At 71.7% G+C, this 12,419-nt stretch carries 17 protein-coding genes; 9 read left to right on the top strand and 8 right to left on the bottom strand.

Going from position 1 to position 12,419, the window contains the following annotated elements; genetic code table 11:
* Window positions 1–54: 54 nt before the first annotated feature.
* Together ESO86_RS18575 and ESO86_RS18570 are read right to left on the bottom strand one after the other, a co-directional pair.
* The gene (locus tag ESO86_RS18575) at window positions 55–831 is read right to left on the bottom strand and encodes a PspA/IM30 family protein (RefSeq protein ID WP_165307324.1); all 777 of its coding nucleotides are present in this window, start codon (window positions 829–831) and stop codon (window positions 55–57) included.
* Window positions 828–1,490, bottom strand: a complete 663-nt coding sequence (locus ESO86_RS18570) for a hypothetical protein (protein ID WP_165307322.1) — start codon at window positions 1,488–1,490, stop codon at window positions 828–830. Before ESO86_RS18570 ends, ESO86_RS18575 begins: the two co-directional genes overlap by 4 nt.
* 256 nt (window positions 1,491–1,746) lie before the next feature.
* On the opposite strand from ESO86_RS18570, the gene ESO86_RS04525 reads away from it, so the two are divergent.
* Window positions 1,747–2,106, top strand: a complete 360-nt coding sequence (locus ESO86_RS04525; protein WP_129233687.1) for an iron chaperone — start codon at window positions 1,747–1,749, stop codon at window positions 2,104–2,106.
* 96 nt (window positions 2,107–2,202) lie between these two features.
* Entirely contained in the window at window positions 2,203–2,376 is a 174-nt protein-coding gene (locus ESO86_RS18565; RefSeq protein ID WP_165307320.1) for a hypothetical protein, read from the top strand.
* A gap of 12 nt (window positions 2,377–2,388) precedes the next feature.
* Here the strand turns inward: ESO86_RS18565 and ESO86_RS04520 are convergent, their stop codons facing one another.
* From ESO86_RS04520 to ESO86_RS04510, 3 genes are all read right to left on the bottom strand, one after another.
* The gene (locus ESO86_RS04520) at window positions 2,389–3,024 is read right to left on the bottom strand and encodes a nuclear transport factor 2 family protein (protein ID WP_129233686.1); all 636 of its coding nucleotides are present in this window, start codon (window positions 3,022–3,024) and stop codon (window positions 2,389–2,391) included.
* Window positions 3,025–3,114: 90 nt separating this feature from the next.
* Window positions 3,115–3,861: a formylglycine-generating enzyme family protein gene (locus tag ESO86_RS04515; protein ID WP_129233685.1), complete on the bottom strand. Its 747-nt coding sequence runs from the start codon at window positions 3,859–3,861 to the stop codon at window positions 3,115–3,117.
* 78 nt (window positions 3,862–3,939) lie between these two features.
* Window positions 3,940–4,839, bottom strand: coding sequence for a lytic transglycosylase domain-containing protein (locus ESO86_RS04510; RefSeq protein ID WP_207207013.1), 900 nt, complete (start codon window positions 4,837–4,839; stop codon window positions 3,940–3,942).
* Between the two features lie 255 nt (window positions 4,840–5,094).
* On the opposite strand from ESO86_RS04510, the gene ESO86_RS04505 reads away from it, so the two are divergent.
* Genes ESO86_RS04505 through ESO86_RS04490 form a run of 4 tightly spaced genes read left to right on the top strand, consistent with a single transcriptional unit; the run spans window position 5,095 to window position 7,401 of the window.
* Entirely contained in the window at window positions 5,095–5,442 is a 348-nt protein-coding gene (locus ESO86_RS04505; protein WP_129233684.1) for a PadR family transcriptional regulator, read from the top strand.
* A gap of 2 nt (window positions 5,443–5,444) precedes the next feature.
* On the top strand, window positions 5,445–5,819 hold the full coding sequence (locus ESO86_RS04500; RefSeq protein WP_129233690.1) for a DUF1048 domain-containing protein: 375 nt from the start codon (window positions 5,445–5,447) through the stop codon (window positions 5,817–5,819).
* A complete protein-coding gene (locus ESO86_RS04495) occupies window positions 5,816–6,640 on the top strand; it encodes an ABC transporter ATP-binding protein (protein WP_129233683.1) in 825 nt (274 codons plus the stop codon). The genes ESO86_RS04500 and ESO86_RS04495 overlap by 4 nt, the downstream gene beginning before the upstream one ends.
* Window positions 6,637–7,401 (top strand): ABC transporter permease, encoded by a 765-nt coding sequence (locus ESO86_RS04490; protein WP_129233682.1) that lies wholly within the window; start codon window positions 6,637–6,639, stop codon window positions 7,399–7,401. The genes ESO86_RS04495 and ESO86_RS04490 overlap by 4 nt, the downstream gene beginning before the upstream one ends.
* A 102-nt stretch (window positions 7,402–7,503) precedes the next feature.
* Here the strand turns inward: ESO86_RS04490 and ESO86_RS04485 are convergent, their stop codons facing one another.
* From ESO86_RS04485 to ESO86_RS04475, 3 genes are read right to left on the bottom strand one after another with little or no spacing between them, the layout of a single operon-like run.
* The gene (locus tag ESO86_RS04485) at window positions 7,504–8,364 is read right to left on the bottom strand and encodes a DUF6999 family protein (RefSeq protein WP_242492202.1); all 861 of its coding nucleotides are present in this window, start codon (window positions 8,362–8,364) and stop codon (window positions 7,504–7,506) included.
* A gap of 1 nt (window position 8,365) precedes the next feature.
* On the bottom strand, window positions 8,366–9,085 hold the full coding sequence (locus ESO86_RS04480) for an iron-containing redox enzyme family protein (protein ID WP_129233681.1): 720 nt from the start codon (window positions 9,083–9,085) through the stop codon (window positions 8,366–8,368).
* Window positions 9,082–10,224 carry a 3-oxoacyl-[acyl-carrier-protein] synthase III C-terminal domain-containing protein gene (locus ESO86_RS04475; RefSeq protein ID WP_165307318.1) on the bottom strand — a complete coding sequence of 381 codons (1,143 nt, stop codon included), beginning with the start codon at window positions 10,222–10,224 and terminating at the stop codon, window positions 9,082–9,084. Before ESO86_RS04475 ends, ESO86_RS04480 begins: the two co-directional genes overlap by 4 nt.
* A gap of 141 nt (window positions 10,225–10,365) precedes the next feature.
* Between ESO86_RS04475 and ESO86_RS04470 the strand changes: the two genes are divergently transcribed.
* From ESO86_RS04470 to ESO86_RS04460, 3 genes are all read left to right on the top strand, one after another.
* Complete coding sequence (locus ESO86_RS04470) at window positions 10,366–10,752, top strand: PPOX class F420-dependent oxidoreductase (protein WP_129233679.1); 387 nt, start codon at window positions 10,366–10,368, stop codon at window positions 10,750–10,752.
* Between the two features lie 87 nt (window positions 10,753–10,839).
* On the top strand, window positions 10,840–11,325 hold the full coding sequence (locus ESO86_RS04465) for a MarR family winged helix-turn-helix transcriptional regulator (protein ID WP_207207012.1): 486 nt from the start codon (window positions 10,840–10,842) through the stop codon (window positions 11,323–11,325).
* 63 nt (window positions 11,326–11,388) lie between these two features.
* Window positions 11,389–12,366, top strand: coding sequence for a zinc-binding dehydrogenase (locus ESO86_RS04460; protein WP_129233678.1), 978 nt, complete (start codon window positions 11,389–11,391; stop codon window positions 12,364–12,366).
* Window positions 12,367–12,419: the final 53 nt, after the last annotated feature.

The raw sequence follows: 12,419 nt of genomic DNA, 5'->3' as shown, positions 1-12,419 counted from the left end.
CGAGGCGAACGGCCGAGCCGCCGGGCCCGACTGAGCCAGGCGGGCCGACCAGCCTCAGCTCGCCGGGCCCTGCCCGATGCTCAGCCAGCCGTCGGGCCCCTCATCGCCGCGCTCGGCGGCGGGCGCGTCCGACCCGGTGGCATCCCGCATCGACTGCAGGCGCCGCTCGACCTCGGCCTGCGCCGTGATCGCGGCCAGCTGCCGCTCGATGTCGGCATCGGGCGCCGCCGTGAGGTCCTTGAGCACCCCGCTCGTCAGCAGCTCGTCGGTGGCGGCTGCACGCGCCTGCATCTGCGCGACCCGGTCGCGCGCCCGGTCGAGGCTCGTGCCGATGTCGTCGATGTTCGCGCTGAGCCCCGCGACCGCCTCGTTCGCGCGCACCTGCGCCGCCGACGCGGTGTAGGTCGCCTTGATCGTCTCCTTCTCGACGCGGAAGGCCGCGATCTGGTCGGTCAGCCGGCGCTCCCGCTCCTGCAGCTGCGACGCCTGCCTGTCGAGCGACGTGTACTGCGCCTGCAGCTTCGCGACCTCGCCCTCGAGCAGGGCCCGACGCTCGAGCGCGGCGCGCGCGAGGTCCTCGTGCCCCTGCGTCAGCGCATCGCGCGCCTGCGCGCCCAGGCGCTGGTAGCGCCCGCCCATCTCCTGGCCCTGCAGTTCGATGCGCTTCTTCGCGGTGGCCACCTCGGCGACGGCGCGCCGCACCTCGTGCAGCAGCTTGACCTGCTGGTCGTAGCTGTCGTCGAGGGTGTCGCGCGGGTCCTCGATCCGGTCGAGGGCCTTCGTGGTCTTGCTGCGGAAGATGGTGCGCATCCGGGAGGTGTTGTCGCTCATGATCGGTTCCCCTTGTCTCGAACGGGTGAGCTGTGATGCACGGCCGCGGTGTCGCGAACCGTGGACGCGGCGGGCCGTCGGAGATGCCCGTCGGCGATGTCGCGGAGGCTGAGCGCGTGGAGCTCCTCGACGCCCGCGCGGAGCGCGGCGACCTCGCGGTCGACGTCGGCGCGCAGGCCGGTGAGTCCGTCGTCGCTCGCTCCGGCGAGGGCGGATGCCACGGCCGAGCGGATGCGTCGGACGAGCGCCTCGACCTGGCCGACGCGCTCCTCGGCGGCGGGGAGCTCGGCAGCGAGGACGGATCGGTCGATCTCGCTCTCCATCAGTCGCAGCTGCGCGTCGAGCGACGCGCCCTCCTCGCGGATGCGTCGGAAGATGCCCGGGAACTCCCCGCGCGGGCCCGGGCCCTGCGCGGCGAGGTCGACGGCGGCCTGCCCGCTCGCGAGCGCGTCGTCGAGCCGCACCCTGAGGTCGAGGATCGTGCGCTGCGGGCCGCGGCTCATCTTCGCTCGGCTCCGCATCAGCGCACCGTCGACACGTCGGCTGCGACGGATGCGTCGGTAGACGTGCCGCACCAGGAGCACGAGCGCGACGAAGCTCGCGATGCCGATGAGCACGATGATGCCGAGTGCGGCGAGCACGACCTCGAGCCCGGTCATGGCCGCCGCCTCCGCGGGCTCGCGCCGATCCCTCCGCGGTCATCCAGGTCCATGCGCCCGCCCCTCCCGTCGCTCCGTCGCTGCGGACATCGCGCCGACGATGACGCGATATAGCGTGTCTCAACGCGATATATCGCAATCTACGCCAGGTCGGCCCGAAACGGCAGGGGGTGCATGCGAATTCGCAGGGTGCGCGCAGGGCGGCGGCTGGCTCCCGGCACTGGTGCGTCCCATCGAACGGTGCCAGCATGACCGCATGGCAGTGCAAACCGTCGACGAGTACATCGCGTCGTTCCCCGACGAGGTCGCCGATCGCCTCAGGCAGGTGCGAGCCGCGATCATCGCCGAGGTCCCGCCGCCGGTGGAGGAGAAGGTGCGATACGGCATCGCCGCCGTCATGCTCGGCGGCCGCTACGCGCTGCACTTCGCCGGCTGGAAGCGCCACATCGGGCTCTACCCGGTGCCGACGCTGCCCGAACCCCTCGAGTCCGAGGTCGCTCCGATGCGGACCGGCAAGGACTCGGTGAACATCCGGCACGGCGACGACCTGCCCGTCGAGCTGATCGGGCGCATCACGGCGGCGATCGTCGCGCAGCGCGCCGCCGCCGACGGCTGACGCGCGATTCATCCGAAAGGCGGTTTCGGCCTCGCCGTCGGGCCTGCATGATGTGAGTGGATCGAACCAGGCGGCCATGAGCCGAAAGGACCGGCGATGATGACCTCGAACACCTCCGACCAGACCTCGCGTGGCGTGCGCCAGGAATCGAAGGCCACCCTGCTCGGCACCGCGCTCGTGCTCGTCATGGCCGCGCTCGTCATCGCCGCCGGGGCGATCCTGTCGGTCGCCGCAGTCGTGCTCGGCGACACCGCGCTGCAGTTGCCGTAGCCGGTCGTCGGCTCAGGCGCCGGCGCCGTCCGCCGCTCGCGCGGCCGGGACGATCACATCCCAGTGCTCGACGATCCGACCGTGCTCGACGCGCCAGAGGTCGTTGAAGACGACGGGTCCGCCGAAGTCGCCTTCGCAACGGGCGAAGACGAAGTCGCCCTCGGCGACGACCTGTCGCACGGCGTCGTATCGGAGCCGTCGCCCGGCCGCGGACCAGGCCGCGACCGCGTCGGCCAACCCGTCGAGGCCGTCGGCGACCTCAGGATTGTGCTGGACGTACCGGTCCGCCGAGACGTACTCGGTCCGGGCCGAGCGGTCGCCTCCGATGAGCACCCGATCGATCCATCCGGTCACGAGCGCACGGTTCGCCGCGGTCAGGTCGTGATCCGTCGGTGCGACCGGTCCGTCGACCTGAGACCGACCTCCGACGGGCTGGTTCACGACCGGCGTCCGGGCCTCCCAGTGCTCCACGATCCTCCCGTCGCCGACGCGGAGGAGGTCGAACCCCACGAGCGGAACGGGACCGTCGCCGTGGACCACGCCGTGCAGGAGGACGAGGTCGCCGTCGGCGATCACGCGCACGCGCTCGTATCGGACGCCCGGGGGCAGGCCTGTGACATAGGCGGTGACGATGTCCTCGACGCTCAACGGCGGTTCCTCCCCTCGGGGCCGACGCGCTCCGTCCCGAGTCGTCTCCCACGCTAGTGATGCCGCGGCGCACCCGGAAGCACGGACTGCTCAGCGCCGCGGCGTCCACCCGTAGGGCACCGGCCCGTCGACCGCAGCGCGCTCGAGGTCGGCCTGCGCCGACCAGCCCTGCGCGGCATCCGCCGCATCGAACCCGCCCCGCGCGACGCGCAATCCGACGTCCTCGTGGTGCATGCGCGGCGCGCCCCCGCGCCTGGTGGAGGCCCGAACGCTCCACGCGTCGTCGGCGAAGCCGCCGCCCCGGAACACGCGGTAGTCGTCGTAGCGAGCCGGGTCGAGCAGGTCCCAGCACCACTCCCACACGTTGCCAAGCGTGTCGAACAGGCCGTTCAGGTTCGGCAGCCTGCCGCCGACGTCCTGCGGGGCGGTGACGCCGTCGGCGCTCGTCCACGCGACCTCGTCGAGCGGGCCGTAGTGCGGCGCGGTCGATCCGGCGCGGCACGCGAACTCCCACTCCGCCTCGGTCGGGAGGCGGAACCCGTCGGCATCCACATGCCAGGTGACGTCCTCGCCGTCGAAGGCGTAGGCCGGGTCGAGCCCCTCCCACTCCGACGCGGCATTGCAGAAGCGGATGGCACGGAGCCAGCTCACCTCGGTCGCCGGCCGCCGCGAGTGGGTCGCGGTCTCACCCAGGAGCTCGGCCACCTGCTCCTGCGTCACCGGGTACACGCCGATCTCGAACGGCTCGAGGTCCACGCTCCGACGGAGGTCGCGCCGGGCGTCGTGGAGCACCACCGTGCCGGCGCCGATCCGCGCGAGCTCGATGTCGGCACTCATCGGGGCAGTCTCTCACGCGGAACTCCGCGGTCCGCGTGGTCGCGGCGGGCGGCCGCCGAGCGGCGGATCGACGGGGCACTACCCGATCGCGGCGGCGTACCCGTTCGCGAGCCTCGCGACCTTGTCGACGTACGAGTCGAGGTGGTTGTACGAGAAGACGGCCTCGCGCCATCCGTCGGGCGTGGTCATCGGGCCGGAGGCGCACAGGTAGCGCGCGGCGGCGTGCGCGGCGTCGTCGATCTGGCTCGGGTCGGCGACGCCGTCGCCGTTCGCGTCGGCCCCCCACTGATCCCAGGTCGACGGGATGAACTGCATCGGCCCGACCGCGCGGTCCCACGTGACGTCGCCGTCGAGGACGCCGCCGTCGGTGTCGTGGATCGCCGCCACGCCGTCGCCGTCGAGCGCCGGGCCGAGGATCGTGGGCCGGACCATGCCCGACGCCTCGAGGACCGAGCCGCCGTGGCTGCCGTGGCCGGACTCGATCGCGCCGATGGCCGCGATCGTCGTCCAGTCGAGCCCGCACGTCGGCTCCTCCTCGGCGATCGCGACGTGCGCGAGCGCGTACGCCGAGAGCGCCCGCGCGGGGATGCCGGTCGCCTCCGCGACGACCGAGAGCCAGTCGACCTCGACCTCCGGCTCGGCCTCGGGCTCGGGCTCCACGAGCGGCGCCACCTCCGACCCGGTGAGGGCGTTCGGGTCATCCGTCGACTCGGACCGGGCGCCCGCCTCGGCGTCGCCCCCGGTCGATGACGAGGTCACCGGCGGAAGCGGAGCGCCGCGCCCCGACGCGGACGGTGCGGCGAACCCGCCGGGCTTCACTGCGACGCCCCAGGCGGTCACCGCGAAGACGGCGCCGACCACGAGGGCGACGACGGCGGTCACGAGGCCGACGTAGCCGGCGACCTGGAGCAGGATCTCGCGCCCGGACGGCCTCGGACCGCGTCGGTCCTCGCCGTTCGGATCGTCGTCCCACGTCATCGGTCTGCAGCTCCGTCTCGGGCGGTGGATCGAGGTTCGTGCCCGCCGGGTCGACGCTGCGCCGTGCCGTCGATGCACCGCGCTGCCGCCCCGCCCGCTCAGGCTACTCGCGCCGCCGCCGCCGCGGGCTGAGAAGGTGCCGGACGTCCGCCCGAGGCATCCGTCGCCCAACTCGGTATTCAGCGTTGCTATCTACCGGTACTCGTGCTTACTATGTACCGGTACTCAGCAACACTGAATAGTCGAGGAGGCCCGATGGGCAGGCAGGCGACCGAGATGCTGAAGGGCACGCTCGAGGGCATCGTGCTCGCGATCCTGTCCGGCCGGCCCGCCTACGGCTACGAGATCACCGCGTGGCTGCGCGAACAGGGTTTCACCGACATCGCCGAGGGCACCATCTACGCCCTGCTCGTGCGCATCGAGCAGCGCGGTCTCGTCGACGTCGAGAAGGTCCCGTCGGAGAAGGGGCCACCGCGCAAGGTGTACTCCCTCAACGCCCGCGGGCGCGACTCGCTCGACGAGTTCTGGAGGACCTGGAGCTTCCTCACCGCACGAATCGAACAGCTCCACGACATCGGACCGCTCCAGGAGGAGGAGAAGTGACCATGGCCGCGAAGTGGATCGAAGCCCTGACGGGCTCCCTCGAGCAGAAGAAGCAGTACCGCCAGTACAAGGCGCGCATCGCCGCCCTTCCCGAGCCGTACGCCGGGGCCGCGAAGGCGTTCGAGCGGTACTTCATGTACTACGGCGGCATCACCGACGGCGACACGCTCGTCACCATGCTCGGCGACTTCGCCGACCTCTTCGAGCGCGCCGCCATCGACGGCACGCCGGTCGGCGAGCTCGTCGGCGACGACCCCGTGGGCTTCGCCGAGAGCTTCACCCAGGCCTATGGCGGAGCGCAGTGGATCGACAAGGAGCGCGCTCGCCTGGCCAAGGCGATCGACGACGCCAGGCGCGACGAGGAGGAACCGCGATGACCGCCGCAGCGCCCGTCGCGGCCGCCGCGCCCGCCATCCGCGTGCGGGGCATCGAGAAGTCCTTCGCGGACGTCCACGTGCTGCGCGGCGTCGACCTCGACGTCACGCAGGGCAGCATCTTCGCCCTGCTCGGCTCGAACGGTGCGGGCAAGACCACGCTCGTGAACATCCTGTCGACGCTGCTGAAGGCCGACGCCGGCGCCGCGACCGTGCAGGGGTTCGATGTCGCGGCCGATGCCGGCGACGTCCGCCGCTCGATCAGCCTGACCGGGCAGTTCGCCGCGGTCGACGAGGTGCTCACGGGCCGCGAGAACCTCGCGCTCGTCGCCCGGCTGCGTCACCTGAAGGATCCCGGGCGCATCGCCGACGACCTGCTCGCCCGGTTCTCGCTCAGCGAGGCCGGCGACCGTCGGGCGGCGACCTACTCCGGCGGCATGCGGCGACGGCTCGACATCGCGATGAGCCTCATCGGCGATCCGCCGGTCATCTTCCTCGACGAGCCGACCACCGGCCTCGACCCGCAGGCGCGCATCGAGGTCTGGCAGACGGTGAAGGCGCTCGCCGACGGCGGCACGACCGTGCTGCTGACCACGCAGTACCTCGACGAGGCCGAGCAGCTCGCCGACCGGATCGCGATCCTCCACGAGGGCGTGATCATCCGGAGCGGCACCCTCGCCGAGCTCAAGCGACTGCTCCCGGCCGCGAAGGTCGAGTACGTCGAGAAGCAGCCGAGGCTCGAGGAGGTCTTCCTCGCCCTGGTCGGGGATCCGGCCCGGGGTGGGGCGACCGCTGCCGAGCCCACCCGGAAGGAGTCGCGATGACCACCCACGTCCTCAGCGACACGCGCGTCCTCACGGCACGCTCGCTGACGCACATCGTCCGCAGCCCTGACACGATCATCACCACGGCGGTCACGCCGATCGTGCTGATGCTGCTGTTCGTGTACGTGTTCGGGGGCGCGATCGACACGGGGAGCACCGAGTCGTACATCGACTACATGCTCCCCGGCATCCTGCTCATCACGATCGCCTCCGGCGTCGCCTACACGGCGTACCGCCTGTTCCTCGACCTGCAGGGCGGCATCTTCCAGCGGTTCCAGTCGATGCCGATCGCGAGGTCGAGCGTGCTCTGGGGGCACGTGCTCACCTCGCTCGTCGCCAACCTCGTGTCGGTCGCGATCGTCGTGGGGGTCGCCTTCGTGATGGGGTTCCGCACCGGGGCGTCCGTCGGGGCGTGGTTCGCCGTGATCGGGATCCTGGTCCTGTTCACGCTCGCCCTGACCTGGATCGCCGTGATCGCCGGCCTCTCGGCGAAGACCGTCGACGGCGCGAGCGCGTTCAGCTACCCGCTGATCTTCCTGCCGTTCGTGAGCTCGGCGTTCGTGCCGACCGACTCGATGCCCGGGCCGGTCGCCTGGTTCGCCGAGAACCAGCCCGTCACCTCGATCGTCGACACGACCCGGGCGCTGTTCGCCGGCGAGCCCGTCGGTGCCGACATCTGGGTCGCGCTCGCCTGGCTCGTCGGCATCATGGCGGTCGCGTTCGGATTCGCCATGCGCATCTACCGGCGCAGGGCGTCGTAGGCCCGCGTGAAGCTGCGAGCGGATGCCCCGGGGCTCGAGCCCCGGGGCATCCGTCGTCTGCACGGCGCGCCGGACCCGTCGCGTGCCGGGCGCCGGTGGCCGTCAGTCGAACGCGACGTCGGTGTCGCGCGGGTACGCGCCGCCGGCGAGCTTCACGAGCCTGGCGTGCGCGTACTCGCACACGAGCGCGTGCCGGTAGACCATGCGCGGCACGTCGACGTTGGAGTCCATCCAGAGGCTCATGCCCGCGAGCTTCCAGTGGCGGAACGTGTCGTCGTCGGTGATCAGCGCGAGGATCTCGAGGAACGAGTCGTCGAAGCGGATGGAGTGCACCGCACGCCGGTACTCCTCGACCGTGAGCGCCATCGAGAACGGGATGTTCATGAAGCAGAGCGCGGTCTGGATGTCGAGGCGGAGGACGCGTCGGCGGCGGCGCTCCGCGTCGAGGGGCGGCACGTCGAGCTGCGAGAAGTCGAGGGTCTCGGGGCGGGTGAGCTTCACGTCGTCGAGCGCGATGAGCACGTCGTAGACGTTGACGTCGTGCTCGACGACCGCCTGGTCGCCGAGCCCGGACAGTTTCTCGGGCCGGAGCGTCACGGGCTCCATGTCGACCGGGGTGTTCCGGATGATGAAGTTCACGAGGTTGGTCTCGACCACGAAGTGGCGGATCAGCAGGTCGACGGCGTCGGGCGACACGAACCGGCGGAGGAACCACACGCAGAGCACGTCCATCGTGTGCAGCGGCATCCACCGGAACGGCAGCACGCGCTTGACGATCGAGATGAGTGCGACGAGCACGCGCGAGACGACGCGCGCGATCGGGTACAGCCAACGACGGGAGAGCCGCCGCTGGTCGTTGATGATCTGGCGCACGAGCGCGCGGTCGAGCGGCACCGACGGGTCGGCGTACACCGCCTGCCACATGCTCGGGTCGGAGCGGACGTACTCGGGGACCTTCGGCACGTCAGCGGTCCAGTTCCTCGAGCTGCAGCGCGTACAGCCGCGCGACGACCTGGGCGCACCGCACGATCTCGTCGGCGGCCGCGTCGTCGATGATGCCGGAGTCGAGGATCGCCTGCAGGTCCCCGGTGTGCGCCCCGTCTGCCTCCTGGTGGTACGTCATGAAGTGCACCTGGTTGTCGGCGAGCCCGAGCACCTCCTGGAACCGCGCGGCCCAGCCCGCGGCCCGCTTCGCGCCGAGCCCCTCGATGATGAACATCGCTCCGAGGAGCCCGACCGGGTTCGGCCGGTCGGCGTAGGTGAACATGTAGCCCGAGAGCGCCTCGGAGCCGAGGTTCTTGCGGCCGGCGCGGAGCTCGTCGAGCGACCCGCCGATCGCGACGTAGTCGCGCTCGAGCATGAGGTAGTCGCGATGCTCCTCTTCCGCATGCTTGATGGCGGCCGCGCGGAGCGTGAAGTGGTCGATGTCGAAGTTGGATGCCGCGCGGCTGATCCACGGCGACCCGTCGACGACCTGCTGCCGCAGGTTGAAGAGGAGCCGCCGGTAGTCGTCGATCGTCACCGTGCCCTCGGCGAGCGCGCGGAGGATCGGCACCCGGTCGAGGCGTTCCTCGAGTTCGGCCCACACCTCGGCGAGCCGTTCGGAGAGCGCGGCGGGTTCGGCGGGCGACGCCGCGCCCGCGGCATCCGTCGTCGTGGCCGTCGCGGCGGTGTCGGTCGTCATGTCGGGGCTCCTTGCTGATCGGGTGGGGCGACCACGGTGAGATGGGCGAAGGCGAACGAGAACCGGCCCGACTCGGGGACGGCGAGGAGGATGGTCTCGCCGGGCGAGAAGCGGCCCGTGCGCCACGCCTCCTCGAGGGCGATGAAGATGCTCGCCGCGCCCGTGTTGCCGCACGTCTCGAGGTTCGAGAACCAGCGGTCGGTGTCGAGCGTCGGGATGCGCTTGCGGAGCCCGTCGAACGCGAGGTCGCGGAACGCGTTGGTGCTGTAGTGGCAGACGACGTGGTCGAGGTGGCTGACGTCGACGAGTCCGATGTCGACGAGCTGCTCGAACTCGCGGAGGCCGGCGCCGGCGAGGTCGTCGAGCACGCTCACGTCCTGTCGGAGCACGAACATGCCGGATGCCTCGGCGTCGCCGATGCCGACGTCCTGCCAGGTGCGCCCGACCTCGGGTTCGAGCCCGTCCATCCCCGCGCGCATGCACACGTCGTGCTCGTGGGCGAGCGACACGTGCCGCACCCAGTCGACGCGGAGCGACGGCCGCGAGGGATGCGGCTGGAACTCGACGACCACGGCGCCCGCGCCGTCGGAGAGCATCCAGCGCAGGAAGTGGGAGTCCATGCCCGCGCGGATGCCGTCGAAGCGGCGCTGACGGAGGCTGCGGCTCGCCAGCTCCGACCCGACCACCGCGACCCGCGGGTGCTCGCCGAGCTTGACCTTGCCCACCGCCGCGTCGAGCGCCTGCAGGCTCGAGGCGCACACGCCCGACGCCGAGAGCAGCTGCATCGGCCCACCGCCGAGCCGGCCGTGCACCATCGAGGCGAAGCCGGGAACGAGCACGTCGCCGATGGTCGTCGCGGTCGCCAGCATGCGCAGGTCGTCGGGGCGGATGCCGCGGTCGTCGAGTGCCGCACGGAGCGCCTTGACCGCGAGCTCCTCGTTGAGCTCGGTCGGCTCGCCGCGCTCGTCGAGCGCGTAGTGGCGCTGCCGGATGCCGTTCTGGTCGAGGATCATGCCGCGGATGCGCGCGGTGACCGGATCGTCGCCGCCGAGCCGCGCCACGATGCCGTGGTTGTCGACCGGATCCCCCGGCAGGTACCGGCCGAAGCCGGTCAGGTACGCAGACGCCGTCGTGCCCATGGGATGACAGTAGGGCACGGGGGCGTCACGGCCGTGGCACCCGTCCGCGGCACATCTGCGACGGGATTCCAACGGCGCCGCGGATGAGAGACTGATGCGGCGAGGACCCCGACCGCCGTGAAGCATGGAGTACCAGACCGGATGATCACCGACGCCGCACGCGAGCTCCTGGGCGAGCGCCACCTCGCGACGCTCTCGACGCTGGGCCGCGACGGCCGGATCCACTCGGTGCCGGTCGGGATCACCTACCTCGACGGGATCGTCCGCGTGATCGGCAGCAGCGGATCGCAGAAGTTCCTCAACGCCGAGCGGAGCGGCCGCGCGAGCGTGAACACGGTCGACGGTGCGAGGTGGATCAGCTTCGAGGGCCCGGTCCGCATCCTGTCGGACCCCGAGTCGGTCGCGTTGGCGGTCGAGCTCTACGCGGCGCGATACCGGCAGCCGCGGCCGAATCCGAAGCGCGTCGTCCTCGAGCTGACGGTCGAGCGCGTGCTCGGGTCGAGCGGCATGCGACCCGACGCCGGCTGACCGCCGGGCCGCGGTCCGGACGGCGACGCACGCGGCATCCGCCCCATTCGAGTTGTACACAATTCGATTGTGTGCAATGCTTCTCGGATGGTCGTGACGGATGAGATGGTGTGCTTCTCGCTGTACGCCGCCTCCCGGGCGACGACGCAGCTCTACCGCACGCTCCTCGAGCCGTGGGGCCTGACCTACCCGCAGTACCTGGTGCTCGTCGCCCTCTGGCGTGAAGGCGAGCAGACCGTCTCGTCGCTCGGCGACCTGCTCCAGCTCGACTCCGGAACGCTCTCCCCGCTCCTGCGCCGCATGGAGCAGTCGGGGCTCGTCGTCCGGGCCCGCGGCGCGCAGGACGAGCGCGTGGTCACGGTCTCCCTCGGCGAGCGCGGCACCGCGCTGCGTGCCGAACTGGCCCACCTGCCGTCGCGGATCGCCGAGGCGGCGGGTGTGCGCGAGGGCGACGCGGAATCGCTGATCGGCACGCTCCAGCGGGTCACCGCATCGATGCACGCGGCCGCGACATCCGCTCACGTACCCGCCACGACCGAATCGGATGGCGCGCCGGCCGCGACCACGCGCTGACCGTCGCCATCCGATCCCGGCCACCCCGGCCGTTCCCCGTACCGCAACGAAAGGAGCCGCGTCATGCGCGCCCTCATCCACTCCGAATTCGGCGCCCCCGAGACCGTGCTCGCGGTCGAGGAGCGCCCGCTGCCCGAGCCCGGCCCGGGCCAGGTCCGCGTCCGCACCCTGCGCGCGACGATCCACAACCACGACCTGTGGACCGTCCGCGGCACCTACGGATTCAAGCCCGAGCTTCCGGCCCGTGCGGGCACCGAAGCCGTGGGCGTCGTGGATGCGCTCGGCGACGGCGTGACCGGCCTCGACGTCGGCCAGCGCGTCGTCACCGGCGGCACGTTCGGCGTCTGGGCCGAGTACTTCGTCGCCGGCGCGGCGGGGCTCATCCCGGTCCCGGACGGGCTGCCCGACGAGGCGGCGGCCCAGCTCGTCTCCATGCCGTTCAGCGCGGTCAGCCTGCTGCACTCCCTCGACCTGAAGCCGGGCGACTGGATGGTGCAGAACGCGGCGAACGGCGCGGTGGGCCGCATGGTCGCCCAGATCGGGGCCGCACGCGGCATCAACGTCATCGGGCTCGTGCGGCGGGCAGAGGGCGTCGCCGAGCTCCGCGACCAGGGCATCTCGAACGTCGTGTCGACCGAGGCCGACGGATGGCGCGACGAGGTCGCCGCCCTCACGGGCGATGCGCCGATCCTGGCGGGCGTCGACTCCGTCGGCGGCGACGCGTCGGCCGACGTGGTGTCGCTGCTCGCCGATGGGGGCACCCTCGTGGTGTTCGGCGCGATGCATTCCCCCGACATGCGCCTCCCGTCCGGCGACGTCATCTTCAAGCAGCTCACCATCCGGGGCTTCTGGGGCAGCCGCGTGAGCCGCGACATGGACCCCGAGACCAGGTCGATGCTCTTCACGCAGCTCATGGGGCACGTGCTCGCCGGCGAGCTCACGCTGCCGGTCGCCGGCACGTACGCGCTCGACGACATCGCCGAGGCCGTGGCGGCGAGCACGACCGCCGGCCGGGTCGGCAAGGTGCTGCTGCGGCCGTAGCCTCCCGCCGGAGCCGGGGCGCCGCTAGACGGCGACGCCGCGCGCCCGGAGGT

The sequence above is a fragment of the Agromyces binzhouensis genome, assembly GCF_004135055.1.
Lineage (GTDB): Bacteria > Actinomycetota > Actinomycetes > Actinomycetales > Microbacteriaceae > Agromyces > Agromyces binzhouensis.
This window is presented reverse-complemented; position numbering and strand designations above follow the sequence as displayed.